This window comes from Microvirga massiliensis, assembly GCF_001006805.1.
Classification (GTDB): domain Bacteria; phylum Pseudomonadota; class Alphaproteobacteria; order Rhizobiales; family Beijerinckiaceae; genus Microvirga; species Microvirga massiliensis.
In genome coordinates, this window is record NZ_LN811353.1 from 718,406 (window position 1) to 744,668 (window position 26,263).

Sequence of the window (26,263 nt, forward strand, 5' to 3'; positions counted from 1 at the left end):
GCTAGACGATCTCTGGGCCGCGCTCCTGATGCTCCCGGTCGAGCAGCGTGAAGCCGTTCTGCTGATCGCAAGCGGTTTCAGCTACGAGGAGGCATCGCACGTCTGTCGAACAGCCCCCGGTACGATCAAGAGCCGTGTGAACCGGGCGCGTCGCCACCTCGTGGAACTGCTCGGGATCACAGACCCGGAGGACATCGGAGCGGATCGCGTGACGAAAGCCGCTTTGCCTGACGTGTGAAATGACCTCAAGTCAAGTTCGCCTGATGGCTTGGCTCGAGTTCATCCGCCGCACGCTGGTGTTCGGCCCGGCGGTGCACCGCTGGACCGGGTTGGCACAGGTGACTGGGTGTCCTTTCCCGGGTTTCAAACCCGGGCCCAAGCGCTTGGATTGCACAGGACGGGCGACAAACTTAGCGAATGGATCAATGACTTGTGCGACTGCTCGCGCTGGCACGAAGCCCCCGATCACATGGCTCCAGAACAACTGGAGCAGGAGTTGCGGGTGCGAGCACCGGCAACGAGTTACAATGCCAATGATCCTGAAGGCGCTCCGTTACTGCAAGAGAGCAGCTTCACAATCGAGATTTTCCGCCTGACGAGGGGCTCAGGACGGGTGCGCGCGGACGGAGAGATTACCACATCTTCCCGACCGATGCGAAATTACGTCCAGCAACGCTCGTCTGCCATCCAGCAATGCGATTTGCCATGCTCAGCCGGACGCTGGTGTTGCCTTCACAGTTCGCCCCTCCGTTCGATCAAAACGGCTAATAGGGCGGCACCAAGCGGTGCTCGATCAGGGGGCTCTCCAGCCGAAACCGCAGGCCCGCTGGATCGTAGTCGATCTGCACCTCCGCCCTGCACTGAACCGTGAGCACCTGTCGCATCAGGGTCGTGCCGAACCCGGTTTGGCGGGGCGGCTCAACCGGCGGGCCGTCGCGCTCTGCCCAGTCCAGGCGGAGCGTGCGCACACCCTCAACCCGGATCACATCCCAGATGACCTCCACCCGGCCTTGTGGAACCGAGAGCGCGCCGAACTGCGCCGCGTTCGCGGTAAGCTCGTGAAGGGCCATGCCGACCGGGATCGCAAGATCAGCGGACAATTCAATGGATGGGCCATTCAAGACAAAGGGTTGGTTCCTGGCCTCCACGAACGGCCGAAGCTCGTTCAGCAACATCTCGCGCAAGGAAGCAGTCTGCCAGTAATCCTCGGTCAGCAGGGTTTGGGTCTTGGCCAGCGAAGCGAGCCGGGCCGAGAACGCACGGTAGAATGCCTCGACATTTTTGGTCGTCCGGGCCGTCGCCCCGACCAGCGCCTGGACGGTCGCGAGGGTATTGCGCACCCGGTGGTGCAATTCCCGGACGAGAAGTATTTGCCGCTGCTCGACGCGGTGGTTGGTGGCGAGGGCCTCGTCGCGCTCAGCGATCGCCCGCCGCAACTCCAGTTGCGACATGACCTGCCGGGCGAGCATCGTGAGGGTGAGCGCCTCCTCCTCGCTCAGATCGCGCGCAACATAGTCGAGAACACAGAGAGTGCCCAAGGGCAGGCCACTTGGGGTCTCCAGCACCACCCCGGCGTAGAAGCGCAGGCGCGGCTCTGCGGTAACCAGCGGGTTGGTGTTGAAGCGCGGGTCGGCCGCGAGGTCGTGCACGACCGTCAGGCCCGGCTGGAGAATAGCCTGGGCGCAGATGGAGTGGTCGAGAGGCGTCTCGCGGAAGCCCAAGCCCGTCTCGGCCTTGAACCATTGTCGGCGCTCCTCGACCAGGGTGATGAGGGCAACCGGGGCGTGACACGCCCGTGCAGCCAGACGCACGAGATCGTCGAACTCGGGCTCGGGCGGGGTGTCGAGAATGCTATAGCTCCGCAGCGCCGCAAGCCGCTTCTCGTTCCAACTGGGGCCTGTATCGTCCACGGTGCGTAACGCCGGTCTGCTCACGGATGAAGGTGGGAACGGCGCAAGATTGCGGCGGTTTCACCTAAGCTGTTGCAGCGCCTTTCACCTAAGCTGTTGCAGCGCCCAGGATTTTACTCCCGGAGACAATTCAGGCCGTCGCCGAACCGGTGGAGTAAGTCAGGCTGGCTGCACGCGATCCGGCACGTGGCGGCAGGACGGCCACGTCCTTGCAGTGTGGCGAGACAACGATTTGTTCTCGTTTTGTTCTTGAACGCGACACCGCTTTGCGATACTAACTCCCCCCTTTGGCATGGACGGTTCCGTCCCCCCTCGAGCGTTGCAAAACGCATTCACGCGATGTTAACCACGCCGCCATCCAACTTCGGGGAATTCGTCCGTACTCCCCGAATCCGACAGACCGAGAGTGGACGCACGGCGCTCTTCGACACCCTGCCGCCCGACCTGTTCAAGCCGCTCGCGTCCCCGACGCGCAGGCTGACGGCCGACCTCCTCCTCCACCTGCATGAGAGGACGTTCGGGTTTGCTGCCGACGCACCACGCCGGACGGAGGTCCTGCGGGAGATCGCCGATTTCATCGTCCGGTGGGAAGCTGCTAATGGCCGTGCGGGAGCCGATGACGGGGAGGCCCCGGCAACATCGATCGAGGATCGCGCCCGCATCATTTACCAGCGCCTCCTCGACACCGGATGGCTTCTCGAGCATCGGGACAGGTACATCCGGCTCGTCGACCTCGATCCTGACGCGAGCGGACTCCTGCACGTTCTGGCGCGGATCGCGCGCGGCGAGACCCGCTCCTACGGGGGCGCCGTGCTTGGCGTGTTGAGTGCGCTCGAGAACGCCGCAGCCAATCCCGTCGAGCGCTCCGAGAACGTCAGGAATGCCCTGAACGGTGCCCAGGACTTCATGGCCCACATGCGTGTGGTCTCGGTGTCGCTGCGCAAGATCGAGGAGCGCATCCTGCGGCAGCACTCGCCGCGTGAGGTCATCCGGCACTTCTTCGAGGGCTTCGTCGAGCGCCACCTGAGCGCCGACTTCAAGACGCTGCACACCAAGAACAACCCGTTCCGGTTCCGGTCGGCGATCATCCGTCAGGCCCATTCCATGAGCGGTGATCCCCTGACGGTGCTGGCCCTTGCGGAGGCCTATCAGCGCGAGGGTCGTGCCCCGAACCTCAAGGCCGGCGAGGAGACGGTCCTGCGCGAGCTCGCCGGGATCATCGACATCTTCGAGGCCACGGAACGGCACCTCGCCACCATCGATGCCACGGCGGCCCGCATCGAGAAGCAGGTCATGAACACGGCCCGCTCCATGGACCGGGTCGGCGGCAGGTCCGAGTCGAAGCTGGCTGAGGCCCTGCGGGCGGTCGCCGGAGCGCCGGACCCGCACGACGGAATTCCCGTGCGGACGGCTCTTCTGCCCCGGAGATTGCCTATCGGCCCCTCTCATATTCCGACGCCGCGCCGCGAGCGGGCGCCGATCCCGCCGGCGGTGGTGCGCGAGGAGCTGCGCGATCCTGCCCTCGATGCCTACGCGATGGCGAAGGCGGACTATGTCCGGACGACACGGGTCACTCCGCAGGGGCTGTCCGCCTTCCTCGACGCTGCCCTCGGCCGGAAGGGATCGGTCCGCGGGTCGGAGATCAGGATCGAGACGGTGGAGGACTTCGTCTCGTTCCAGCGCCTGCGCGAGATCGGCTCGATCTTCGACGGCGCCATTGCCCGCCAGTTCGAGATCGAGCTGCTCGACGGGCGCGTCAGCAACGCGTGGATCACCTGCCAGGACTTCGTGATCCGGCGAAAGGAGGCCAAGGCCGATGAACCTCGAAATCGATGAGTTCCGGGAGATCGTCGACGGCGAGTGGCCCGGAGGCGCCATCCAGGGACGCAAGCCGAACGCGGAGGAGATGCGCCGCGCCCTCCAGGTCATGCTGACCCGGCAATGCCTCTACGCGTCCACGCCCGGCCTCGGCCGGACGTATGAGATCGTCAGGGCCTATGCCTCGTTCTTCGAGCGCTTCTTCGGGACGCTCGGCTACCGTTTGATCGTTTCCCCGCGCGACCAGATGGTCGCCCTCTCAGTGCCGCGGGAGGACACCCGCTACGACGCCGTCTACGAGCGGCTTCACAAGGACGAGACGCTCGTGCTCCTGGCTCTTCGTCTCCTCTGGGAGGAGGCGATCGGGAGCCGGGACATCGGCGACGGCGTGCTGGAGACGACCACAGGCGACCTCGTCGACCGCATCAGGGCGGTCACGCAGGTCGACCCTCCCGAGGAAGGCCGCCTCCTCGACATCCTACGGATGTTCCAGAGGCAGGGGGCCGTCCGGATCGGGCAGAGGGACCGGATCGAGAAGGTATCCCCCCTGACGGTCCTCCCCGGCGTCGCCGTGCTGGTACCGGACAGCTACCTCGAGGACCTGCTGAACTGGGCCGCGTCGCCGGGCGGCAGCGCCGAGGCGGAGGCGGCATGACCGTCCCTTCACGACGTCCGATACCCCTTTCCATGAACTTCGAGGGTTCGCAGCGGCGACCGCATCCGAACCATGCAGGGCAGCCCTCCGCAGCCCTCCGGGAGACCACCCCATGCACCTCCTGACCCGGATCTGCCTCCAGAACTGGTACCTGATCGACGCCAAGGACATCGAGGTCGAGGGCGCGACTGCCCTCGTGGGTCCGACGGGTGCCGGCAAGTCCTCGATCCAGGACGCGATCCAGACCGTCATTACGGGCGCCAACCAGAACCGTCTGACTCTCAACCCGAGCGCGAGCGGCAAGTCGACCCGGACCGTCCTCGAATACTGCTTAGGCATGACCCGCGATCCCTCCGAGGGCGGCAAGCCGCTGCGGACGAGCTGCGAGACCGTGCTTGCCCTGGTGTTCCGGGACGAGGAGACGAACGAGCCCATCACGGTGGGCGTCGCCCTGTCGGCCCGGCAAGGAGATTCCCGCGAGGAGGTGCTTTCCCGCTTCATCCTCCCGGGACACGCCTACTCAGTCGAGGAGGCCCGCCGGCGCGACGGCTTGCGGTCCTATCTCGCCCCGTGGTCGGAGATCGCGGCGAACCTGCGCGCCCGCCATCCCGGCTTCGAGGAATATCGCTCCTCGGCCGAACGGTTCACGGCCGACATGCTCGCGGCCATGCGCGGGCCGGGGCAGCCCCCGAACGCCCGGCATTTCCTCCGGGCCTTCGCGAACGCCCACGCCTTCAAGCCGATCTTCGATCCGACGGTGTTCGTGCGCGAGTTCATCCTCGAGCCGGACCCGCTCGACATCGCTCGCGTGCGCACCTCGATCGACACCTGGCACGAGCTGGAGCGCACCATCGCGGAGATTGAATCCCGGCTCCGCCGGGTGACGCGCCTGTCCGACCGCTTCCGGAACTGGGGCCGCGCCCGGGTCAAGGTGGAGGCTGCGCGCTTCATGTCGGCCGCCGCGGAGGCGCGCCGGATCGCCCACGACGTGGTCTCGACCTCTGCCGTCCTCGTCCGCCGCTCGGAGGAGCTGGCGGCCGAGCGGGCCATCCTCGCCAGCCGGCGTCAGTGGATCCGGGACTGGGATGCCGAGATCCGGTCGCGCCGGGCGCTCCTCCAGTCCGACGACGCGTCCGCCCGCATCCGGCAGATCGAGATCGAGACCTCCGTGGCCGAGCGCGACGCGCGGGAGGGCGAGGCCCGCTGGACCAGGCTGCGCGAGACCGTGGCCGCGATCGCGCGCCTGGCGCCGCTCTCGCCCTTCATGGCCCCGCGCCATTCCCGAGCCGTCGAGGCCGCCCGCGAGGCAATGTCCATCATGCGGGAGGGGCAGCCCCCGGTCGAGGCGATCCGCGGCAGGGGCGATCGGCTCCAGGAACTCATCGATGCCATCCTCGAGCTCGACGGCTGGGACACCCGGCTCCTCGAGCGGGCCGACGCCCTCGCCGAGGAGATGCGCAGCCTCCAGCGTGAGGTCGAGGAGATGGAGCAGTCGCTCGCCCGCAGCAGCAGCGGCGGCGCGGCCCTGTCCCGCGAGGCCATGCGGCTTCTCGATGCCCTCGCGCGCAGGGGGATCGATCCCGTCCCGCTCTGCGACGTGGTCGAGGTGGTCGAGGAGGATTGGCAGTACGCCGTCGAGGCCCTGCTGGGGCGCGGCCGCGAGGCGATCATCGTCGATCCCGCGCGGCTCAACGAGGTCTTCGACCTGATGTGGCGGGACCGCGACGTCTATGCGGGCTGCACGCTCGTAAAGACGACGCAAACGCGCTCCGTCGATCCCCGCCCACGCGGGAGCATCATCGAGGCGATCACGTCCGAAAATCCGCACGCGCTTGCGTTTCTCAACGTCCGGATCGGCGCCTTCATGAAGGCCGATACCGAAGCCGATCTCGACCGGCTCGACCGCGGGGTGATGCGCAACGGCAAGACCGCATCGGGCATGGGACTATCTGTGCAGCGCAGCCTGAGGGAGCTGATCCTCGGCAGGACCGCCCGCGATCGCTCGGGCGAGGCATTGCGTGACGCCCTCGCTCCGAAGCGCACCCGTCTGGCCGAGATGCGCAACGAGGTCCGCCTTCTCAGGGAGGCCGCCCGCATCATCCCGCTCGCCATCGAGACCATCCGGTCCGGCATGGGGCCGTTCGACCTCGAGCACGCCCTCGTCTCGTCGCGGATCAGGAGCGAAGCACTCCTGCGCGACCGAAAGGCGGTCGAGGCAGGAGCGGGCAACGCCCTCCTCACCGAGATTGAGGGGCTCGAGGCCGAGCGCGAGGCCTATGCCCGCGAGGTCGCGGAGGAGATCGAGCCAAAGGTGGAGGAACTCCAGGGCCAAGTGGCCGAGGCCCGCGCGAAGAACGAGGTTGCCCGCAATGCCCTGCGGCAGGCTGTGGCCGCCCGCCGGAAAGCATGGAGGTCGCTGAGTGCCGACGAGGTCCAGCGCATCCTGCGCCTCGACGCGGAGGTGGACGAGCCCGATGCCCTGGGCACCTGCAAGGCATTCCGGCAGGAGGTCGCCCGGCAGGAGGCGACGCGCAAGGATCCGAAGGCGTGGCTCGCCTCGTTCCGCAACGAGCGCAAGGCGATCCTCGGCAACGTCGAGGCCGAGGCCCGCCGCGAGCAGGTCGGCGCCCTGCGCGACCTGACCGAGTACGGCTCCGCTTGGGGAGCGGACATCCCGGAGATCGGCCCGGACACCATGACCGTCGGCTATGCCTGGGCCATCGGCGAGCAGGCCCGGCTCGAGGGCAACGAGCTGCGGCACCATCGCGAGGCCTGCTCGTGGGCTGCCGCCGAGATGCGCCGGATGCTCAAGGAGGACCTGCTCGCCCGGCTGGCCGAGAAGCTCGGGAAGGTTCACGACCGCCTCGACACGCTCAACCGGCTGCTCGCCCGCCACCGCTTCACGGGGCAGGTCTACTCGTTCACGGCGGCGGTGAACCAGCGCTATGCCCGGCTGCACGACCTCGCCATGCGGGTCGGCGGCAGCGCGGAGACGAGCGGCGAGGTGCTGACCTCCGGCCTCGCGGACGAGGATGTGTCGGCGGCCGTGGCCGAGCTCGAGGGGATGATCGAGGGGGCGGAGGACACGGCCCTGCTCGCGGACTACCGCAACTACTTCACCTTCGAGATCATCATGACCGACCGGAACGGCGGCCGGACCACCATGTCGAGCCGGGCCGTCAAGGGCTCGGGCGGCGAGGCGCAGGCCCCCTTCTACGTAGCGATCGCGGCTTCGCTTGCCTCCGCCTACTTCCCGGGCCTGTCGCGTGGCCGTCCGAAGGGGATGGGCCTCGCCCTGTTCGACGAGGCCTTCAACAAGCTCGATGTTCCGAACACGCAGGCCCTGCTCACCTTCTTCAGCGACATGGGCCTCCAGCTCATGATCGCGGGCCCGGAGGACAAGCGCGCGACCTTCACGGAGGTGCTCGATACCATCATCCTCGTGAACAAGTCGCTCGACGGGAACTCGGTCTACGTGGATGCGGAGTTCCCCGGCTCGCTCGCCAAGCGCGAACTCGCCAGGATCAACCCCGATCACGTTGGGATCGAGGGATTCCGGCAGATCGCGGCGGAGTAGTCACACCGGTGTCGGGGAAGCGTGTGATGGCGTGAGATCCCGCCCTCGGGGCGTGGTAGGCATTTTCCGATCTGGAACCGGACCTCATGCACGCACCGTCTCCGACGACCGTCACCACCCTCGCAGAACTCGAGACGCTCTACGGCGAGGTCGGCGAGGCCTCCCGGGTGAAGGAGACGGACCGGCTCATCCCCGAATACCGGGCCTGGATCGAGGCGGCCCCCTTCCTGGTGCTTGCGACGAGCGGACCGGAGGGCCTCGACTGCTCGCCGCGCGGCGACGTCCCGGGCTTCGTCCGGGTGGTGGACGACAGAACCCTGCTCATCCCGGACAGGCGCGGCAACAACCGGATCGACTCCCTGCGGAACATCGTGCGCGACCCGCGTGTCGCACTGTTGTTCCTGGTCCCTGGGATGGGCGAGACCCTGCGTGTCAACGGGCAGGCCGCGATCTCCGCGGTGCCCGACCTGCTGGACAGCTTCAGCATCGACGGCAAGCCACCGAAATCCGTGCTCGTGGTCCACGTGGGAGCCGTGTTCTTTCAGTGCTCGCGGGCCATCGTGCGCTCCGATCTGTGGAACCCGGAACGGCACATGCCCCGCGGCTCGCTGCCGACCGCTGGGCAGATGCTGGCAGCCGCCAGCGGCAATCGCGTCGGCGGTGACGACTATGATCGCGCCCTGCCCGAGCGCGTGCGCGCGACCCTGTATTGAGCAAGGCGGCCGAGAGGCCGGAAGATGAGGGTTGCGACGCGATGGACGATCAGAAGCTAACTGACGCGCGAAAGGATATCCCGTTCCTCAGGAATGGAATCTATGTCGACAACGCGTCGGTGTCGCCGCCGTCGAGATGCGTGCAGCTGGCAAGCCAGAAGTTCGATACCATCGTTTCGGAGCAATTGCGCAAATCCAAGGCGATCGCGCAGCCATACTTCGATCGCGGCCGTGCACTCGCCGCAAAACTGGCTGGTTCGTCGCCGCAGAGCATCGCCTATATTCAGAATACATCCCACGGGCTCCCCCTCGTCGCCCTTGGCCGGGAATGGTTGGCCGGTGAGGCAGCCGCCTCTATCAGCCAAATGCCTGCATGAAGCCAACGGGTGCTCGTCCGGAGTGCGGAAGGAGCCAGAAACGAGATCGGCGTGTTGCGCGGCCGATGCCTCGAACGGCGCATCGCCACGCGTGCGCGGCTCGAGCGCGAGAGGCTCCCGCGCCGATATGGTTCCGTCTTGAAGCGGGGCCTTTCGCCTGCTCGAGTGAAGCGTGAGGCGCGCGCCCAGCTGAATGCCGTCATAGCTGGTTGGGCTGTAACCTGCGTGAACGACTGTTCCGGATGGATCGGCTTATGCTGGAATATGAGCCGATCGGACAGTGACCGCCGCGCCCGCCCGCCGAGCAGCCATGAGCGCGCGGTGCAGTTGTCGCTAAAGCTGACGCAGAAAACCATCGAAGAAACGGAGCGCCTCATCGGTGCGTCTCGCAAGCTGCTCGAGCGGCCCGTCTACCCGTTCTCTCCCAAGCGCCGCGATCCCCGAAAGTAGGAGAGGTCCCGGCGTGACGCTCCAAGTCCACGCGTGATCGAAAACTGTAGCCACGCTTCACCTGGGTGAAAGCGGGACGGCGGTCGCTCCCGGTAGAGGTGGCGTCGAGGCTGGTTTCCACCGTTACAGTCTCAACTTGTGGCCCTGCCAGCTTCCTCCCCTGGCAGGGCCCTTTCTCTGTAACTCTGACCCGTATGCCGGCATGACGGCTTGCCTCGGGAGAGCAGATGGCATGACAGAACTGCAGCGTCGCCTCTTTCGTGCGTTCGAACACCGGTTCGGCAAGGCGGTTCGGCCGCTCAAGGTCCAACGAAAATGCGACGGCGACTGGCGTGTCTTCGATCCGCAAACTGGAACTTGGGCGGACTTCACCCAGGCCGGCACCCGCCTGCGCTGCGTTGCCGAGCACAAGAGCCTCTGAGCGTTTGCCACCGGCCCGCAGCCTGCAATGGATGCTCCGGGGCAGGCAGCCAACGGCCGCAGACGAGCGTAAAAGAAACCCGCTCGGCATGGGAGATGACCGAGCGGGAAGGTCAGGGTTGGATCCGTGCTCCGCCGTGCAACGGATCCGCGTCCAGATTGCGCCTCGCTGGGCTACAGCATCGGGTCCAAAGGTGGGTTTCACTTTTGGGACCAATCCGATGCTTCGATCCTCGAGCGGCGCATCGTGCGGAAAAGCGGGCCCACTTTTCCGCACGATGCGCTAAGCGTCTGTCGGCTGGAAAACACACAGCACCCGGCCAAGCGGTCGGGCGGAGATAGGCCAAAAAGCCAAAGAGGCGATGTAGGCCATCTTCGGAGGGGAATTCGCCGGATCTCTGCGGAACTCCGGCGGCTGGCTGCACGTTCTACATACGATCACAGGAGACGGTGATTGTTGGCGGGAGTGATGGCCCGCCTCAGGACAGGAAGCCCCGTTCGGCACCAGCCGGGCGGGGCTTTCTGCGTCCAAGGCCCCGGGTCTTGAGGCCCCCGGCGCCGGCCTAGCGGAGATCGCGGATCGGGGTCATGGGCTGAAGGCTGATCGCGTCAGTCCACTGTAGGTCCCTCGTCGGTCGACTGCCGTCGCGCCGCCCACGCCTTGCGGGCTGCCGCCCGACGCTTGCGGGTCGCAGCCGCTCGCGGGCCTGCATCCTTCATGCGCGCCGCGTGGGAGGCTTTGCCCTGGGTCTGCTGCCAGTGCGCCCGCAGCATCTTGATCGCCTCGAGCGGATACAGCCCGGCGTCATACATCCAGTGATGGGTCTGGCAGAGATAGGCGAGATTGTCCGGATCATTGTTCCCCGCTGCGTGGTCGAGGTGGGCCACGGTCAAACAGGTTGGGATCTGGAGCCCGCAAACAACGCAGCACCGGAACGGGTATGCTGCTCGCGCAACCCTTTGCGCCTCTCCCTGTCGCCGGGGGACAGGCGCGGTGACAATCTCGTTCATGCATCGCCCGAGAGTCGACTGTGGCCAAGATACTTCTTGTTGCAAGTTGGGTCTGGCCGCCGAGGTATCGGCTGCTGAGGCATGCTTTCGAACAAAAGGACTAGCCAACATCACCGAAAGGCGGTGTGGGGAGACCCGGAACTGCCCGCGAGTCCGGCCGTTGCCCTCGTGTCTCGGCGCGCTACGGTAGGCCTCGCCCCGCAGGTGGAGCCTTCCGCTGGCATCCAAGGCCTCGCCCCGCAGGTGGAGCCTTCGCGCCGTCAGAGGCCTTGCCCCGCAGGTAGGGTCTCGCACATCCAAGGCCTCGCCCCACAGGCGGGGCCTTTCTTCGAGCCAGGGAGGAAATCATGTCGGTCGTGAAGTTTCTCGAACTCTCCGCGCGATCCCCGAACAGCTATGAGGATGCCATCCGCCAAGCTGTGGAACGGGCCTCGAGCACGCTGCGGGGCATCCGCTCGGTCTGGGCGAAGGAATTCGAAGCCATCGTCGAGAACGACAAGGTGACCCAATTCCAGGTCATCGTGAAAATCTCGTTCGAACTCGAAGAGGGCAGAGGCTAAGCCTGAACGGATTCGCTCGGGTTATTTGACGCGTCACGCCGCAAGCCGGGCCTGACCGCCGAGCCCCGTCGAGGCACCGGCGGAGACGCGCGACCGCCGCGGCCGCTCGGCCCAAAGCGGCCGGCGGAGAGCATGGTAATCCACTGCGAACAGAACCGCGGAACGTGCCCTGATCCGTAGCGTTGGCTCGATAGCTTCTCTCGGAGGGTGAACGGGTCTGATGCTTCCCGAGGAGGGATCGATGAACATGCGCAGCTATATGTCAGGAGCGGCCGCAGCCGTCTTCGTCCTGGTCGGGTCGTCGGCGATGGCCCAGCAGGGGACCACCACGGGTCCGGCGGCCGGGGGCGCTGTGGCGCCGAGCACGGCCATCCAGAAGCAGGGCCCTGCAAGCCCGGCACAATCCGTGGGCGAACAGGCCAAGGGGGGAGCAACGGCGGCCGGGGCCCCGGGCGTGACGGCCGCGCCCGGCACAGAGGGCGGACCTCCTCCGCAGGCCCCCGGGGCAGCAGCGGCAGGTGAGCAGGCCAAGGAGGCGGCTCCCGCAGCAGGCGCGCCGGGCGTGAGCGCTCAGCCCGGCACCCAGGGCGGTCCTCCCCCTGCTGCACCGAAGTAGACTGGCTTCGCAACACCAGAGGAGCCCTCGTCACACCGGTCGTAGTTCGCACCGACGAGAGCCAGTCATACGGCCGCCCTTGGCGCCTTGTTCTGCTGCAGCAGGCGCAGCGGATCCCGAGGTTTTCGGCGCCGGCTTGGCGGAACTCGCGGATCGTCGTCACGGCAATACCCACCGTAAGTGGGCGGAAACCCTTCCGGCGCCATTTGTCCGCGGCAGACGCTTGTCTGGCTGTGACGAGCCGCCTCGAAGCGCTGGGTTTGGATCCTCGGTGTGCTTGTCGTGCCGATCACGGTTGTGGCCGTGGGCCCGGGCAGCGTGACGCGCTTCCTTGAGATCGATGCCTGCTTGGATCGTGGGGGCGCGCGGAACTACGACGGTGTCGCCGGCGCTCCGTAGAACACCGTAATTGCTGCATCGGGCCGACCCGATTATCGAGCGCCCATAACAACAAATCGTTTTGCGTCTCTGGTGCTGCGTCGTTTTTTGATGATTTCCCGGAATGCGGGGGCAGACACGGGTTGAGGCCGCGAACCAGCCGTAGAGCTGGGCGCGGCCTTTTTCTTTGAGGTCCACCAGCCGGATCGGCGCCTCGGTAGGTTAGGTGCGCTAAAGGTCTCGGTAGACATGAAAGCGGACTGTCACGACGTCCGCCCGACATCGCACTTTGACCGAGGCCGTGTGAAAACGCGTGGTCTCCAAGCCAGCGGAGAAGAATAATCCGGACGAGTTGCGCTGCTCGGACGTTTGGAGCCGAACCAGCGCGGATTCCGCTGGTAATCGGAAAGGTTTCGGGATCAGGTTGTAGTTTCGCGTTCTCACACACCTCGACCCAAACCGGCCGTTGCGGTTGATCCGCGTAAGCATCCGTGGAGAGTGGAGAGAAGACGGTAAGCTTCGGCTATGTAGGCTCTAACTGGCCGCGAGCGTAGAAGGCAGCTTGACCATGTGATAAACGTCCTTGTCCCTATGCGTACGGCGAGGGACAAACAAGCAAAGCCAGGGGGGAAAGCCATGTTGCGGATTGCTCTTGCACTCTTGACCGCGTCGGTCGTCGCGTCCACGGCCATGGCCGACGATCCACAGATCATGCGCGGCAAGTATCTCGTCACATTCGGCGGCTGCAACGACTGCCACACGCCGGGATACTTTCTCGGGAAGCCCGACATGTCGCGCTTTCTCGGCGGCTCGGATGTAGGCTTCGAGATTCCGGGTAAAGGTGTCTTTGTCGGTCCCAACATCACGCCCGACAAAGAGACCGGCATCGGTACCTGGACCCGGGAGCAGATCGTGACGGCGATACAGACTGGCCAACGGCCGGACGGCCGCATTCTGGCGCCGATCATGCCTTGGCACGCTTTAGCGCAACTCACAGCGGACGATGCCATGGCGATTGCGGCTTTCCTCCAAAGTTTGAACCCGGTCAGCCACCAGGTTCCCGATCCGTTCGGACCCGGGGAAAAGGTTTCGACCTTCATGTTCCGGATCATGCCACCGGGCGAAACCGCAGCCGCTGCGGCTCAGTAGGGTGGGTCCGACGAAAACGGCATTCAGTGCCGTGGCCGGGATGGACGGCCGAGAATCGAATGGTCCTGGTGGGCCCCGCCCGGCCTGAGACCGAGCGGGGTTGGCTGTTGGGAGACAGCAGGCCAGGAGAGGAGCCCAACCCGATTTCAGATTGTCCCGATCAAGTTAAGAGTCGGTTGACGTTGCGGAAGGTTGTGATTCTCTGCTTGGCTTTCCAAAGCATCCGATCGAACTTCGGTTGCGCCCGAGATGCCCCGGACCGGTCGTCCAACGGAGGCACCGATCCCGTCGTCGAAGCAGACGGCATGCTCGACACGAGGCCGGCGGCCTGGATCCAAGGTTAGGCGCTAATGCCTCGCCCGCTCCATCTCAGCCATGGCGTCGATCCCGAATGTCTGGGGTGACGGTGCGGTTATCCGGCGCCGGAGCGAGTGGGGCAGCGCGAGCAGCCTCCCGAAAACGATTATGGTCCACGCCAGTGTTTCAATACTTCCGGCCACGAGCAGAAGCGAAGGGAGAAGCCGCTTTGTCCCTGGCTGCGCGCCGGAGTTCTTTTGGACGCCTCGTCGCACGAAAGTCCTAATTGCGTCGTGGAGCTTCTAAGTAGAAGATGCCTCTGGGGCAATGACCGGTATAGCGTAGGGGCGGCACACGCGAAGGCGGGCCGCCCTTTGATCTGCGGTCGAGCACACAAACCAGCGAATGGCGCGAAAAAGCCCCGTTCCATTGGTCTGAACGGGGCTGAGGCTACGGAGGCGTGCACAAGGGGAAGTGCGGGGTTCCAGGGCCTCCGCATAGAGACAACCGTCTATATTGAAGAACGTTCCTTGCACGGGGCATGACAGGGTTGTTCGACATGAAACCCTTCCTCATAACCGCCGCATCTCCGGTGGACGCCCGCGGCCGCAGTGTCGGCCTGCAGCTTGGCGATGGCCTCCTCGCTGTCATCTGCCGTCACGTGGAACAGGTGGATCTCCTATGGCCGGAAGCCTTCCGGCTCCGCCTCCCGCTCCCGGGGACTGCTTCATGCGGACGACGAAGGGCATGATGCCGATCCCGCCCCCAGCCCGGATCTGGTGCGGACAATCGTCCTCGAAGGTGAACCTGCCATGCAGTCCCTCCACCTCGCGCTCGCCGATATACCGCTTGGCGCGCTAGCGCGTCGAACGATGCGCCGCTCGAGGATCGAAGCATCGGACCCAAAAGTGCAACCCACTTTTGGGTCCGATGCTGTGAGGTGCGGGTGAAGTCACCAGTGCCTTGGTGATCACATCTCGAGCCTGAAACACGGAGCGTGTTCCCAGCGTTCTCGAAAGGTATCTCAACGCAGATAGCCTTCTGTCAGCGCTGCCCAATAGGCTGCCCCCACGGGCAGGATGTCCTGGTTGAAGGAATATTCGGGGTGGTGAACCATCTTGCCCGGACCGGTGCCCAGAAAACAGTAAGTCCCCTTCTTCTTTTGCAGCATGAAAGCAAAGTCTTCGGATGCAAGGAATGACGGTCCGGGATAGATCACCTGATCCTCGCCAAAGGCATCCTGTGCGATCCGGGCAGCTTTCTCGGTTTCGCTGGCATCGTTGACCAGCACTGCACCGGGAACGCCCTCGCGGATGCCCGAAGTGCATCCGAAGGATTCTGCCTGATGGTCGACGATGCGGCGGATATTGCCTAAAACCATCTCGCGGTCTTCAGGTGTGGTGGTGCGGACCGACAGGCGCAGGATGGCGTGGCTCGCGACGACATTGCCCGCATTGCCGGCCAGAAACGCGCCGATGGTCACCACGGCACGATGCGCCGGCGCCACGTTGCGCGAGACAATACTCTGGATCGCCATCACCACGGACGAACCGGCCACGACGGGGTCGATCGTCAGTTCGGGGATGCCGCCGTGGCCGCCCTTGCCGACAATCTCGACCTCCCAATTATCGACGGCCGCCATCATCTCGCCGGGGTGGAAGTAGAATTTTCCTTTCTCGAGACCGGGGATGTTGTGCATGCCAAAAACGGCATTGACGGGGAAACGTTCGAACAGCCCATCATTGATCATCGCCGGGCCACCCTCCATGGTTTCCTCACCGGGCTGAAAGATCAGCCGGACGGTGCCGTTGAAGTTTTGGGTCCTGGCCAGATATCTGGCGGCCCGAGCAGCATGGCGGTATGGCCGTCATGGCCGCACAGATGTGACACGCCTTCGACGGTCGATTTATAGGGAAGATCGTTCTGTTCCTCGATGGGCAGTGCGTCGAAATCGGCCCGCAGGCCGATCGCCTTGTCGCCATTCCCGACTTTCAGCGTAGCCACGATCCCGTGCTTGCCGACACCGGTCGCGATCTCATAGACACCGAAGCCGCGCAGTTGTTCTGCAATGTATTCGGCTGTCCTGGCTTCCTGCATCGACAATTCGGGATTGCGATGCATATGCTCGAACCATTCTTTCATCGGGGCGGTATCTTGTTCCAGCTCTTTGACGATTGCATTCATGTTGCATCTCCTGATTGAGCTGTCCGCTCCGATATCGTCACTGGCAGGACGAGGTCAGCCGTGCTCGGCAGTTTTGCCTTTAGGTATAGTGATCAGGACCGAAACGATCGCGGTCACCAACATCACCAGATTTGCCAGCAGCGCAAAGAACGCCGCCTCGCGCGAAGCCAGGTTCTCCTGCCTGCCTTCGAACGTGATCACGCCCTCGATCCAGCGAACGGCCTCGTTATGGCCGGCAATCGCGGTATAGATCGTGGACGAGATGGCCACGCCAAAGGACGCTCCCAGAGACGACGCCATCTTGTAGATGCCCGAGCCAGATCCCGCCTGATCTGCGGGCAGGTTCGACAGCGCAGCATCGGTCGAGGGCGTGGCATAGAATGCGAGACCAAGCCCAAAGAGCGAGAAGGCGATCACAGCCAGTACCGTATATGTACCCAGCATCAGATTGGTCGGCATCAGGAGAATGATCGACAAACCGACGATATAGCTGCCCCACAGCATCGGCTTGCGCGGGCCAAAGCGTTGAAGCAGCTTTTCACCGACGCGGATGAACGCGAGAATCGTGATGGCGTAGCCAATGGTCAGCAGGCCGGCCTTTTGCGCCGTCATCGCGCCACCCTCTTGCAGCAGCAGCATTGCGACCATGACGATCCCTGCCGTCGCATTCAGCAACAGATTCGAGATCGTGGCCCCGGTATAGGTCAGGTTCCGGAACAGGCGAAACTGCACGAAAGCGTTCGGGTTGTCGCTTTCGATCCAGTAGAAGGAAAAGCCAAAGACCAGGGCTGCGGCCAGCAGACCCAGCGAGGCAAGGCTGGTCCAGCCGAACACGGCGCCCTGCGTCGCGAAAACCTGCAGCGCAACCATGGTGACCATGAATGTGAGCACGCCCGCAAGGTCGAATTCATACCCCTCTTTCGGAGGCGCCTTGCTTTCGGGCGTACCACGCACCATCAGCATGCCGACCAGCGAGACGATGGCGGCAATGATGAAGATCCAGCGCCAGCCGACGTTCTCGGCCATCAGCCCGCCAAACAGGGCCGCAAAGCCCGAGCCTCCCCAAGACCCCATCGACCACAGCGAGATCGCGCGCTGGCGTTCCGCGCCGTCCCAATACGCCTTCACCAGCGCCAACGAGGATGGCATGACAAATGCTCCTGACAGGCCCTGGCAGATCCGGCCCAGCATCAGGAACGTGCCGCCCATTGCCCCGGATGGCGCCAGCCCGACCAGCAGCGAGCCGACGATTGAGAAAACAAAGCCCAGCATTAGAATCCTGACGCGGCCGACCCTGTCGGCGAGACCGCCGATGACGACAATGAAGATCCCCGAAAAAAGCGCCGTGATCGACACGGCAATATTCATGAGCGACTGACCGACCTGCAGGTCGGCGGCCATGGCGGGCGCGATGTTCAGCGTCGTCTGGGCAAACAGCCAAAATGCCAGTACGCCCAGGATGATCCCGGACAGGAGCCGGTCATTGCCACGGTAAGCTTCTGTCGCTTGGTTCATGAATGCCTCCCTGTATCCGGGGGTCTGCGGCAAATTCTTCCGTAACTGAGTTCGGTCTACACCTCCGGCAGGCTTCGGAGGCGCACGATGGTCAAAGGCCATTATTTCGATCGTACTGTGATCCTGCGAGATCTTGAAATGACGATGACGGAACGCGCCATCTCCATCGGTCAAGCTGCAGTCCATCGCTGTACTGTTCACGACGCCCCACTCCTGCTGGAGCAGTTCGATCGGGGCAAACGAGCCGTCAGCTGAAGATGGCACGTGGACGGGCACCGTCGGCTTGGCCCAAGGGTCGCTGAATGCTGGCATTCGTGAGGATGGAATCGACCCGTCATCCTCGCTACGGTCGCCACCGCGTCCCGGCAGAAGTCATCGGCCATGCTGTCTGGCTCTACTTCCGGTTTCCGCTCAATCTCCGATAGTCCAGGAGATGCTCGCCACCCCTGGGATTGAGGGTCGTCCGGAGCACGACACCGGAGCCCCGGTCCTGCCGCCGTCACGGAGGCTGTGCACGACGCGGCGCTGGTCTCTGTCCTTCAGTCTCGGGTCAAGGCTCGCGTGCCTTGAGCGGCTTCACCGGCCGCCAATCCGCCAGGAGCGGATAGCGCCCCGCCGGGCCGGTCTCCGGCAGTGCCCCGACGGCGAGAGCGATGTGCTTGCTCCTCGGCGGCGACGATCGAGAGGCAACTTCAGTCCGCAACGGGAGAAGGAGTTTACAACTCTGGATCCGCAGAGTCGTGCGCGCAGGCGCTGAACGGGTGATTAGGCCGTAGACTCATAAGCTCGGAGCCACTGCCGCATCGAGGCGAGTTGGATCATGGCGAGGGAGTTGGCGGCGAGCTTGTCGTAGCGGGTAGCGACGCGCGGCACGCCTCGCGGCTTGTTGGGCAGCAGCGGCTCGATAACGCGCCACTCGAAGTCGGTCAGATCGTATCGGCTCGTGCCGATGCTGAATCAGGGTTCCACCCAATGGGCAGTACCGCCAGCCTATGACCGCGCTTTCCTTGTAGTTGTGGCCATCACGCCACATGCTTACTATGATTCAAATTGCTCGAGAGAGGAAGGTAATGCGGACATCACTCTACGACCTCAGCGTGCCGACCTTCCTGCAAACCGTAAGATCCGTCGGAGGCTTTCTCGACCGTGCGGCCACCCACTTTTCAAACACCGGTGTCGATCCCGATAATTTCGTCAACTCCCGCCTCTTCGACGACATGGCACCATTTCATTTTCAGATCGAAGCGGCATGGCATCATTCCGTGTGGGGGGTCGAGGCTCTCAAGACCGGCGCGTTCACCCCTCCCGCGTTGGTCGGACCTGTTCCCTTCAGTGACCTGCAGGCGATGATCGGCAAGGCAGAAACGGCGCTGGAGGCGTTCGTCCCCGAAGAGATTAACGACTGCGCGGGCAAGCACCTGGACCTCCAGATCGGCCCGCGACGGCTTGCTTTCACGTCCGAGACCTTCATTCTCTCTTTCTCTCTGCCAAACTTCCATTTCCACGCCGTCACCGCATACAACATCCTGCGCTCGCGAGGCGTGCCGCTCGGTAAACGTGATTACGAGGGTCGGCTGCGCACCAGTTCATTCTGAGCCGAAATTTGGTCTCGGCAAAACGACCGTCGCCACTCGGACACCGCAACCACCCGCCTTTTATGAGTTCACGACCTGGTATGGACATCGGTCGAACGACACATGCGGGAAGATGTCGGCTGTCCGCGGGTGCGTGCCTTCATCCTTGCCACTCGTCCCTCCCATCGATGTCGACGATTCCTGCCTCTCTACGGCCGCGCCCAACGCCGTAGGACGGCTGGACGAAGTGACCACCATCCTGCCATCGACTCCGCTCTTCCTGTTCATGTACGTCCGCAAGGAGGCGCTGCTATCTTCGCAGATCGAAGGAATGCAATCGTCCTTGCCGGATCTGCTCCTGTTCGAGAACGACGAACTTCCTCAGGTCCCGATCGACGACGTCACCGAGGTCTCGAAACATGTCGCTGCGATCGATCATGGGATGCGGCGCTGCGCGGCGAATGTCCGCTCCGCTCCACATCTCCGGCCTGCATCCAAGGAAAGCAGGAGGAATGGCTCGACAGTGGAGCGCGGCAGGCCTTAAAAAGTGTATTGGGAATCACGATAACGCCCTTTCTTCGACCGAACGTGGAACCGGCTCACCAGGATTGCTCTCGATTTCAGATGGCGGAAATGGCGATCGAGTTGGCAGATCTTGCGTCTGTGGAGGCCAAGGACGCTGACGCCTTCCTTGCAGCGGCGGAGCACGCGCGGGTCAAGTCGGCGTTCTATTACTTCCCCCGACTGCATTTCTACGGAGAGAAGGCGCATCGGTTGCGCTGGGAGCGCCACGCCGGGTCGATCGTGGTTTACCAGGTCCGCCGGCGCGAGGTCGGTTCGCGGATGAACCTGTATTTTCCGCCGCTTCCCTTCGACCCGGCGGCGCTGCAGCACGCCCTGCAGCGCATGCGGGACTTCAATGGCAATCGCGCGGGCCGCATCATCTTCATGCAGGAGGACGATGCGCTGCGGATCGCGCGGGAAGGCTTGGAGATCTCCCACAAATGGGAAGAGTTCATCTTCGACCGCGCGGCGGTCATGGCACGGGAGGGGTCGGGCTTCAAAAGACTGCGGCAAGAGCTATCGAGCGCCCTCAGGCAGGGGCTAGTCGAGACGCGATCCTACACGAGTGCGGATCAAGCCGCCTGCCTCGCCCTGGTGGAGGGCTGGAGGGAGCGGCTCATCGCCAATGGCATGCAGGTCGAGGGGTATGGCAACACGGTCGCATGCCTGAGGGCGGCCGCGCGTTTCCTGCCCTCCTTGCTCGACGGGTTGGTGGTCGAAGTCGACGGAGCGGTGCGCGGCTTTGCCTTCGCGGGTCCGATCACCTCCACCATGGGATGCACCTTTCTTTGTATCAGCGACCATAGCTTCCGGGGGCTTGCGTATCTCCTGCGCCACCGCCTCATGGCCGGATTCCCTGACCTCATCCACTTCAACGACGCGCATGATTCCGGGCAGCCCGGGCTGCGCCTGCTGAAGCAGCGGTTCAGGCCGATGGAGATGCACGGAGTCTTCAGCGCCCGGGAGCGATGAGCAGCGGAGGCCTGCCCCGGTCGAGACGGCGTGTTTGATCCGAAGAGCCTTTAAGGACTGGGCGGAGGACAGGATGGGCAAGCTCTCGTTTCGCGCGTTCAACCCTGATCGGGACGGCAAGCTTGTGACGGCATTTGCCCGAGACGAGGCCCTCTGCAGCTTTGGTGACCATCGCCGCTTCGAGCGCATGTTCGGGCGAGACGGTGAGCGCTATGTGCCTTGGCTTCAGCGGGGGCGGAAGGCGATGCTGGCCTACGAGGGCGAGACCCCTGTCGGAATGGTGGTCCTCGGCACCTATAAACCCGATCCAACCATTGGCTACGTGGCTCAATATTACCTGATCGAACAGGCCCGAGGACGCTCGCTCGGGGATGAGCTGGACACCTTCGCCTGTCAGTCTCTGCGCGATAAGGGCTTTACCCATGCTCGCCTGAGGGCCTCCCTGTCGAACATCCGCGCTCTGCGCTTCTATCGCCGACGGGGCTGGTACGACGTCGGGCCACATCCCCGAAAGCCGGAGCTCCACTACTTTGAGAAGCCTCTCCAATGATGCACGGATCCATCGCGTGTGATTTTCCGATGAGCCGCGATGATGGAAACCGCGGCGAAGTGTTCGTGGCGTATTGGAGTCCCGGACGGCAAGTGTGACTCGAGAGGTTCCGGCGTGGGGCGGGCTGTGATTCCCTTCCCGTGAGGGAGGTGGGTCATGTTTCACTGCTGTTCGCTGGATCTGCGCGTGCGGATCACGGCGTTTGTCGAGGCGGGGACTCCTGCCGGGCCGCGGCGCGACACCTTGGGCTCAGCGACAGCTGTGCGATCAAGCTGCTGCAGCGCCCGCCGGCTCCGGCAAGCCAGCCACTCACGGGTCTTCCTGATTGCCACCGTCGAGGCCAGGCCCGACATCACCTTGCCCGATCTCGCCGCACGGCTACCGAGCGAGCATGGTGTGTGCGCTGATTCCGCGACCCTCTCTACGACCGCGCGGCGTCGTAGGGCGGCTGGACGGAGTGACTGGCATAAAGCCGCTTGAGAGACGCCGCCCGTCCGCCGACGCCGCCACCCAGCCAAAAGCCGTAACGCCTCCGGCCTGGTTTCCGCCGGTTCGCCCTTGCCCATGGCCAAGCTGTCGAGCAATCTCTCCGGGTTCGCATGCGAACCAGGGAGGAGAAATCGTGACAAGCAGGACCTTCACCCGCACCCTGCCGGCCCTTGCGTTCATGCTCATGGCCGGCACCGCCGCCGCACAAGTCAGTTCCGCTCCCGCGCGTGAGCCTCCGGTCGCGCCCGCCAAGGTCACCGGAGAGTTCAAGGGGGATTACCAGGTGCTCCAGGCAGTGGCCGATAAGCCGGGGCACATCGAGACCCAGGATTACGGGCGCGCCTCCTATGTCCCGTCCACGCCCGAAACCGTGACCTGGGGCTATCTCCCGAACCGCGATTCGAAGCCTGTTCTGACCGTTCCCTCCGGCAGCGTCGTCGTCTTCGATACCGTCTCGCATGAGGGCATTCTCGAGGATCAGGGGCGCAACCCCGTGAAGTATTTCGGCGGCTACGGGGTCGGTGAGGAGCACGTCCTCAAGGATGCCGTGGCGATCGCGGCGGCCGGGATCGAGCACGACTTCGTCAAGGCCGGCCCGCACATCGTGACGGGGCCGATCGCGATCGAGGGCGCCGAACCCGGCGACGTGCTTCTCGTCGAAACCTTAAAGCTGCAGCCGCGCGTGCCCTACGGCGTCATCTCGAACCGGCACGGCAAGGGCGCGCTCGTGGGCGAATTCCCGGAGACCGACAAGCCCGACCCGAACGCCAGCCCCGAAAAACCCGAGCTTTACCGGAACGTGTCGATCTTCACGCCGGTGCGGAAGATCCACAACCAGTGGTACGGCGTCCTGCACAACCGGAACCAGGAAGAGATCTGGTTCCCGGTCCATCCCTTCATGGGCATCATGGGCATCGCCCCGAATTCGAGCGCCCAGATCCATTCGGTGCCGCCGGACGCCCATGGCGGCAACCTCGACATCGCCAAGCTCGGGATCGGGTCCAAGCTCTATCTGCCGATCCAGGTGAAGGGCGCGCTCTTCTATGTCGGCGATCCCCACAACTCGCAGGGCGACGGCGAGGTCGCGCTCACGGCACTGGAGCAGGCCCAGCGCGGCACCTTCCGCCTGACCGTGCTGAAGCCGGGTGACCCGCGTCTTCCCTTCAAGACGGCTATGACGAAGCCGTTCGGCGAGACCGAGACGTTCTGGATTCCGATCGGCCTGAACGAGGATCTCGACGAGGCCATGAAGGACGCCGTGCGGCAGGCCGTCAAATTCCTGTCGGAGAAGCTCAACGTCGATCGAGCCACCGCGCTCGCCTATATGAGCGCCGCGACCGACTATTCGGTCTCCCAGGTCGTCGACCGCACGAAGGGTGTGCACGCCCTCGTGCGCAAGAACGACTTCGCCGAGACATCGGCCGTGCGTGTTCCCGAGCGCACGGCGGAACAAGCCGACAAGGTTCAGTAAGCGGGGAAGCTGTCTTCAGCCGCGATGGCCGGGTTTACCCGGCCGTCGCAGATGCCACGCGCCCGGCCGGATTAGGTGCGCGAGGCGTGGGGCTTTTGGAAGCGTAAAGACCGGCGCTGACCTGATCCTCGTACCCTTGATGTTCCTGCGACATTCGCAAGCGACACGGTCGAAGCCTTAAGTTGCACCTCTTAAGCAAAACGAAAAGCCATTACCCTTTAGTAAAAGCCATTACCCTTTAGTAATGGAGGAGACTTGCAATATGCGGCGGGCTGACGACCATGCCTTGCAGTTGCGGGCAAATGTGTTCATGCGCCGCTGTGACCACCGACGGGCTCCCTCAGGATCTGGTCAGCGCCCATGCGACGATTCCCGCGGAGCGGGCGGCGCATCAGGAAGAGGCGAGCTTGCGGCTCGAGATCGCCCGGCTCAAGCGCGCCCGCTTCGGCTCCTCCGCCGAGCGCAGCGTCCGTCTCGAACAACTCGAACTCGCGCTCGAGGATCTCGCTGAAATGGCAACGATTAAGTCAGGTTTAGACTTTTCTGGGTGAGCTTGTGTCTGATTTTTAGAGTGATCATCCAAGATCGATACTGCGCGATAACGTCCCTAATGGGGGCGAGGAGGTTCTTGACTGGGCTGCGTGCTTAGATGCTACTTCGATGTGACAACGCGCTTTGCAAGATTTACAAGCGCCTTATTCTTGAACTCATAAAGTTTGCGGTAATCAGTTTGCTGTAAGTGAAGGCTGATTTTCTCTACAATCCGCCCAGTTTCATCCTTAGCAATGGCATATATGGCATTGTCAGGATCTTCGCCGGCCGCGTTCTCATAAGTTGACAAAGCATCTATCATCGCTTGGTCAGCGATTGCTGTCTCAGCTGTGGTGAGCGATCTAACGACACCGTGTATGTCTGATAAGCACTCCACATATTTCCTGATACACAGCTTAAGATCCGGATCCTCTCCTACGGCCATTATTTCATCTAGTACTTTCCGCTTAAATACACCGTCTTGTCTCAGCTCATCTGTATCAAGCGTGAGAACGACTCTATGTTCGCTCCTCTTATCAGCGTCAGAACCAATCCATTTGCTTCCCACTGAGTATCCAATGAGAGGGTATCCTCTATGCTGCACATAGTTTCTCAGCGCCTCCATTACACGATATTCAATAAACGAGTCGTACTGCTTAGACTTAATATCTTCTAACACTTGAAACTGAGAGGATGCCTTGCCGAATAAGGAAGAAAAATGATGCTCTGTATGGTCATTGTAAAGTCTGAACGATGTTAGTACGTTTACGATTCTCCTGTTGATTGTATTCCCTGTCGTAAATATAAAGTTCGGCTCTCGCTCATATAGCATATAATCAAACGTGACATTTGCCAGCTCCTCTTCGAGTTCGCGATAATTCTCTATAGCGGTGTCATATTTTTCTTCTATGGCGACTATATTATTAAGCACTTTTTTGGCAGATTTAAATCTGACATATTCCTGTTCTGAGATCTCAACAAAAGCGGTTGATGCGAGTATAAGTCTTGTGAGGCCGTACATTCCTGCTCCAATGCGGATTTTCAATCCGACGCTCCCGTGATCTGCTCTTGCGGTTCTGCTGCCTTTGCCGCAGTGTCCCTTTCTCTTGCGCAGACTTTGGCCTTGGATCCGTTTATTATTGTTCACTTTGGTAAAGGCTGCTGCCGGGGTAGAGCGGGTTTAACAACGGCTTGCCACACGCTGCCTCCCCTTCTGCAGCCTCCGTTCCAGTTCAAACGCAGCCTTGCCGCTCTCCATCGTGAGCCACCTGAACCCCAAGTTCGTCCTGATGTAGTCGCGGGTGGCAACATCCAGTGAGAGTGAGCCGTCAGCTATGTCTGGAATACGGTTGTGAAGGGTGGGGAGGACAAGGCGGTCAGCACGTAGACACAGAACTGATCGCCACTCCGCCTTCCGCTTGCATGGCTATTGAGCCTGCCCCAAGGGCCAGCCTTCCCGTTGCCCTCGGCTCCTCCTGAGAAACTCCGTCCTGACATGCCGACGTAGATGAAGGAGCCTTCTCGGTTCCAGATTGTGTAGACCACTGCGCCTGACCGAGGCACATCGCCTGTCGGCCAGTCTGAGAACCAGTGGATAGGGCCATTGATTAGCTGGTCGTAGGTGTTGCTCTCAGGGTTTGAAGATGGGCTAGGGCGCGTGGACATTAAGGGTTTGGGGTTTAGGCGTGCTGTGATTCAAGGGGGTCTCTCGGAGGGAGGCCGCCGTGAGCCGCAGGACCTTGACGGATGCGCAGTGGGCGCGCCTTGCCGATCTGGTGCCCGGCAAAGCGGGCGATCGCGGCCAGACCGGGAAGGACAACCGTCTGTTCGTCGATGCGGTGCTGTGGATGGCCCGCACGGGCGCGCCCTGGCGCGACCTGGCGCGATCTGCCTCGGGAGTTCGGGCCCTGGAACACGGTCTGGCGGCGCTTCGATCGCTGGTCCGCCGCGGGGGTCTGGGAGCGTCTGTTCGAGGCACTCGTGGAGGATCCCGACTTCGAATATCTCATCATCGACGCCACCATCGTGCGCGCCCACCAGCATGCCGCCGGTCAAAAGGGGGGTCTCACGCTCAGGCGATCGGCCGTTCGCGCGGCGGCCTGACGACCAAGCTGCACATCGCCGTTGACGCGCTCGGCAATCCGGTGCGCCTGCGCCTCACGCCCGGCCAAACCCACGAGGCGACCCAGGCCGAGGCACTGATGGCGGGCTTTGAGCCCGAGTTCGTGATCGGCGACACCGCCTTTGACGCCGATCGGTTCCGCGCCTTTGTGGTCGCGCAGGGCGGCCGGGCCGTGATCCCCTCCCACCCCGCACGCTCGCAGGCGATTGCGCACGACAAGCACCTCTACAAGGAGCGCCATCTGGTCGAATGCTTCATCAACAAGATCAAGCAGTACCGCCGCATCGCCACACGCTACGAGAAAACCGCCCGCAACTTCCTCGCCATGATCGCCCTCGCATGCGCCATGATCTGGTTGCG

Annotated in this window: 22 protein-coding genes and 5 pseudogenes; 20 read left to right on the forward strand and 7 right to left on the reverse strand. The window is 63.4% G+C overall.

All coding sequences use genetic code 11. The annotated features are described in order from the left end of the window. Window positions 1–238: sigma factor-like helix-turn-helix DNA-binding protein (locus BN1233_RS15870; protein WP_048709275.1), on the forward strand; the 238-nt coding region annotated here is incomplete at its 5' end. Between the two features lie 526 nt (window positions 239–764). On the opposite strand, the gene BN1233_RS15875 is transcribed toward BN1233_RS15870, so the two are convergent. Beyond that, window positions 765–1,910 (reverse strand): sensor histidine kinase, encoded by a 1,146-nt coding sequence (locus tag BN1233_RS15875; protein WP_187144299.1) that lies wholly within the window; start codon window positions 1,908–1,910, stop codon window positions 765–767. Window positions 1,911–2,249: 339 nt separating this feature from the next. Here BN1233_RS15875 and BN1233_RS15880 point away from each other — a divergent pair, with 339 nt between their 5' ends. The 7 genes from BN1233_RS15880 to BN1233_RS15910 all read left to right on the forward strand — a co-directional run bounded on the left by BN1233_RS15880 (window position 2,250) and on the right by BN1233_RS15910 (window position 9,921). Then, window positions 2,250–3,746 carry a Wadjet anti-phage system protein JetA family protein gene (locus BN1233_RS15880; RefSeq protein ID WP_048709278.1) on the forward strand — a complete coding sequence of 499 codons (1,497 nt, stop codon included), beginning with the start codon at window positions 2,250–2,252 and terminating at the stop codon, window positions 3,744–3,746. After that, the gene (locus tag BN1233_RS15885) at window positions 3,727–4,383 is read left to right on the forward strand and encodes a DUF4194 domain-containing protein (RefSeq protein WP_046864484.1); all 657 of its coding nucleotides are present in this window, start codon (window positions 3,727–3,729) and stop codon (window positions 4,381–4,383) included. Before BN1233_RS15880 ends, BN1233_RS15885 begins: the two co-directional genes overlap by 20 nt. 112 nt (window positions 4,384–4,495) lie before the next feature. After that, entirely contained in the window at window positions 4,496–7,960 is a 3,465-nt protein-coding gene (locus tag BN1233_RS15890; protein WP_046864485.1) for an SbcC/MukB-like Walker B domain-containing protein, read from the forward strand. A gap of 86 nt (window positions 7,961–8,046) precedes the next feature. Next, on the forward strand, window positions 8,047–8,673 hold the full coding sequence (locus BN1233_RS15895) for a pyridoxamine 5'-phosphate oxidase family protein (RefSeq protein WP_046864486.1): 627 nt from the start codon (window positions 8,047–8,049) through the stop codon (window positions 8,671–8,673). Further along, complete coding sequence (locus tag BN1233_RS15900) at window positions 8,670–9,050, forward strand: aminotransferase class V-fold PLP-dependent enzyme (RefSeq protein ID WP_147707284.1); 381 nt, start codon at window positions 8,670–8,672, stop codon at window positions 9,048–9,050. The genes BN1233_RS15895 and BN1233_RS15900 overlap by 4 nt, the downstream gene beginning before the upstream one ends. A 321-nt stretch (window positions 9,051–9,371) precedes the next feature. Further along, a complete protein-coding gene (locus tag BN1233_RS50545) occupies window positions 9,372–9,500 on the forward strand; it encodes a hypothetical protein (RefSeq protein WP_280139455.1) in 129 nt (42 codons plus the stop codon). A 232-nt stretch (window positions 9,501–9,732) separates the two neighbouring features. After that, window positions 9,733–9,921 (forward strand): hypothetical protein, encoded by a 189-nt coding sequence (locus BN1233_RS15910; RefSeq protein ID WP_046864489.1) that lies wholly within the window; start codon window positions 9,733–9,735, stop codon window positions 9,919–9,921. 608 nt (window positions 9,922–10,529) lie between these two features. On the opposite strand, the gene BN1233_RS15915 is transcribed toward BN1233_RS15910, so the two are convergent. Beyond that, entirely contained in the window at window positions 10,530–10,931 is a 402-nt protein-coding gene (locus BN1233_RS15915; RefSeq protein ID WP_147707286.1) for an HNH endonuclease signature motif containing protein, read from the reverse strand. Between the two features lie 347 nt (window positions 10,932–11,278). Between BN1233_RS15915 and BN1233_RS15920 the strand changes: the two genes are divergently transcribed. The 3 genes from BN1233_RS15920 to BN1233_RS15930 all read left to right on the forward strand — a co-directional run bounded on the left by BN1233_RS15920 (window position 11,279) and on the right by BN1233_RS15930 (window position 13,634). Beyond that, window positions 11,279–11,491, forward strand: coding sequence for a dodecin family protein (locus BN1233_RS15920; protein WP_046864491.1), 213 nt, complete (start codon window positions 11,279–11,281; stop codon window positions 11,489–11,491). 241 nt (window positions 11,492–11,732) lie between these two features. Beyond that, window positions 11,733–12,107, forward strand: a complete 375-nt coding sequence (locus BN1233_RS15925) for a hypothetical protein (protein ID WP_147707288.1) — start codon at window positions 11,733–11,735, stop codon at window positions 12,105–12,107. A gap of 1,014 nt (window positions 12,108–13,121) precedes the next feature. Beyond that, the gene (locus tag BN1233_RS15930) at window positions 13,122–13,634 is read left to right on the forward strand and encodes a c-type cytochrome (RefSeq protein WP_046864493.1); all 513 of its coding nucleotides are present in this window, start codon (window positions 13,122–13,124) and stop codon (window positions 13,632–13,634) included. Between the two features lie 1,321 nt (window positions 13,635–14,955). On the opposite strand, the pseudogene BN1233_RS15940 reads toward BN1233_RS15930, so the two are convergent. Beyond that, window positions 14,956–16,115 (reverse strand): annotated as a pseudogene (locus tag BN1233_RS15940) (M20 aminoacylase family protein). 54 nt (window positions 16,116–16,169) lie between these two features. Further along, window positions 16,170–17,630, reverse strand: coding sequence for an MFS transporter (locus BN1233_RS15945; protein ID WP_046864495.1), 1,461 nt, complete (start codon window positions 17,628–17,630; stop codon window positions 16,170–16,172). A gap of 87 nt (window positions 17,631–17,717) precedes the next feature. Between BN1233_RS15945 and BN1233_RS46940 the strand changes: the two are divergent. Both BN1233_RS46940 and BN1233_RS46945 read left to right on the forward strand, forming a co-directional pair. Continuing rightward, window positions 17,718–17,882: pseudogene (locus BN1233_RS46940) on the forward strand (IS6 family transposase); the annotation flags it as partial. Window positions 17,883–17,950: 68 nt separating this feature from the next. Next, a pseudogene (locus BN1233_RS46945) lies at window positions 17,951–18,085 on the forward strand (IS6 family transposase); the annotation flags it as partial. Between the two features lie 310 nt (window positions 18,086–18,395). Here BN1233_RS46945 and BN1233_RS48380 read toward each other — a convergent pair. Together BN1233_RS48380 and BN1233_RS48385 are read right to left on the reverse strand one after the other, a co-directional pair. Further along, a pseudogene (locus BN1233_RS48380) lies at window positions 18,396–18,497 on the reverse strand (IS5/IS1182 family transposase); the annotation flags it as partial. Beyond that, a pseudogene (locus tag BN1233_RS48385) lies at window positions 18,483–18,581 on the reverse strand (IS5/IS1182 family transposase); the annotation flags it as partial. The pseudogenes BN1233_RS48385 and BN1233_RS48380, both read right to left, overlap by 15 nt. Window positions 18,582–18,700: 119 nt before the next feature. Between BN1233_RS48385 and BN1233_RS15950 the strand changes: the two are divergent. From BN1233_RS15950 to BN1233_RS49140, 6 genes are all read left to right on the forward strand, one after another. Continuing rightward, window positions 18,701–19,225 carry a DUF1993 domain-containing protein gene (locus BN1233_RS15950; RefSeq protein WP_046864496.1) on the forward strand — a complete coding sequence of 175 codons (525 nt, stop codon included), beginning with the start codon at window positions 18,701–18,703 and terminating at the stop codon, window positions 19,223–19,225. Window positions 19,226–19,337: 112 nt separating this feature from the next. Next, window positions 19,338–19,748 carry a Fic/DOC family N-terminal domain-containing protein gene (locus tag BN1233_RS45960; RefSeq protein ID WP_082145474.1) on the forward strand — a complete coding sequence of 137 codons (411 nt, stop codon included), beginning with the start codon at window positions 19,338–19,340 and terminating at the stop codon, window positions 19,746–19,748. An 89-nt stretch (window positions 19,749–19,837) separates the two neighbouring features. After that, entirely contained in the window at window positions 19,838–20,740 is a 903-nt protein-coding gene (locus tag BN1233_RS15960) for a phosphatidylglycerol lysyltransferase domain-containing protein (RefSeq protein ID WP_147707290.1), read from the forward strand. Between the two features lie 73 nt (window positions 20,741–20,813). Next, window positions 20,814–21,290, forward strand: a complete 477-nt coding sequence (locus BN1233_RS42955) for a GNAT family N-acetyltransferase (RefSeq protein WP_048709281.1) — start codon at window positions 20,814–20,816, stop codon at window positions 21,288–21,290. A 622-nt stretch (window positions 21,291–21,912) separates the two neighbouring features. Next, window positions 21,913–23,250, forward strand: a complete 1,338-nt coding sequence (locus tag BN1233_RS15975) for an acetamidase/formamidase family protein (RefSeq protein WP_052763806.1) — start codon at window positions 21,913–21,915, stop codon at window positions 23,248–23,250. A gap of 320 nt (window positions 23,251–23,570) precedes the next feature. Continuing rightward, window positions 23,571–23,801, forward strand: coding sequence for an IS66 family transposase (locus tag BN1233_RS49140; RefSeq protein ID WP_046864500.1), 231 nt, complete (start codon window positions 23,571–23,573; stop codon window positions 23,799–23,801). Window positions 23,802–23,902: 101 nt separating this feature from the next. Here BN1233_RS49140 and BN1233_RS15985 read toward each other — a convergent pair whose 3' ends face one another. Further along, window positions 23,903–24,928 carry a hypothetical protein gene (locus BN1233_RS15985; RefSeq protein ID WP_147707292.1) on the reverse strand — a complete coding sequence of 342 codons (1,026 nt, stop codon included), beginning with the start codon at window positions 24,926–24,928 and terminating at the stop codon, window positions 23,903–23,905. A 577-nt stretch (window positions 24,929–25,505) separates the two neighbouring features. On the opposite strand from BN1233_RS15985, the gene BN1233_RS45965 reads away from it, so the two are divergent. Beyond that, on the forward strand, window positions 25,506–26,263 hold a 758-nt coding region (locus BN1233_RS45965), incomplete at its 3' end, for an IS5 family transposase (RefSeq protein WP_244470930.1).

Coding starts and splice junctions, on each gene's coding strand:
- BN1233_RS15950 (WP_046864496.1), top strand. CDS start 18,701: ATGCGGACATCACTCTACGACCTCAGCGTGCCGACCTTCCTGCAAACC.
- BN1233_RS15960 (WP_147707290.1), top strand. CDS start 19,838: ATGGCGATCGAGTTGGCAGATCTTGCGTCTGTGGAGGCCAAGGACGCT.
- BN1233_RS15925 (WP_147707288.1), top strand. CDS start 11,733: ATGAACATGCGCAGCTATATGTCAGGAGCGGCCGCAGCCGTCTTCGTC.
- BN1233_RS15885 (WP_046864484.1), top strand. CDS start 3,727: ATGAACCTCGAAATCGATGAGTTCCGGGAGATCGTCGACGGCGAGTGG.
- BN1233_RS15890 (WP_046864485.1), top strand. CDS start 4,496: ATGCACCTCCTGACCCGGATCTGCCTCCAGAACTGGTACCTGATCGAC.
- BN1233_RS15915 (WP_147707286.1), bottom strand. CDS start 10,931: ATGAACGAGATTGTCACCGCGCCTGTCCCCCGGCGACAGGGAGAGGCG.
- BN1233_RS15910 (WP_046864489.1), top strand. CDS start 9,733: ATGACAGAACTGCAGCGTCGCCTCTTTCGTGCGTTCGAACACCGGTTC.
- BN1233_RS42955 (WP_048709281.1), top strand. CDS start 20,814: ATGGGCAAGCTCTCGTTTCGCGCGTTCAACCCTGATCGGGACGGCAAG.
- BN1233_RS15920 (WP_046864491.1), top strand. CDS start 11,279: ATGTCGGTCGTGAAGTTTCTCGAACTCTCCGCGCGATCCCCGAACAGC.
- BN1233_RS15895 (WP_046864486.1), top strand. CDS start 8,047: ATGCACGCACCGTCTCCGACGACCGTCACCACCCTCGCAGAACTCGAG.
- BN1233_RS15930 (WP_046864493.1), top strand. CDS start 13,122: ATGTTGCGGATTGCTCTTGCACTCTTGACCGCGTCGGTCGTCGCGTCC.
- BN1233_RS15945 (WP_046864495.1), bottom strand. CDS start 17,630: ATGAACCAAGCGACAGAAGCTTACCGTGGCAATGACCGGCTCCTGTCC.
- BN1233_RS45960 (WP_082145474.1), top strand. CDS start 19,338: ATGTCGGCTGTCCGCGGGTGCGTGCCTTCATCCTTGCCACTCGTCCCT.
- BN1233_RS15880 (WP_048709278.1), top strand. CDS start 2,250: ATGTTAACCACGCCGCCATCCAACTTCGGGGAATTCGTCCGTACTCCC.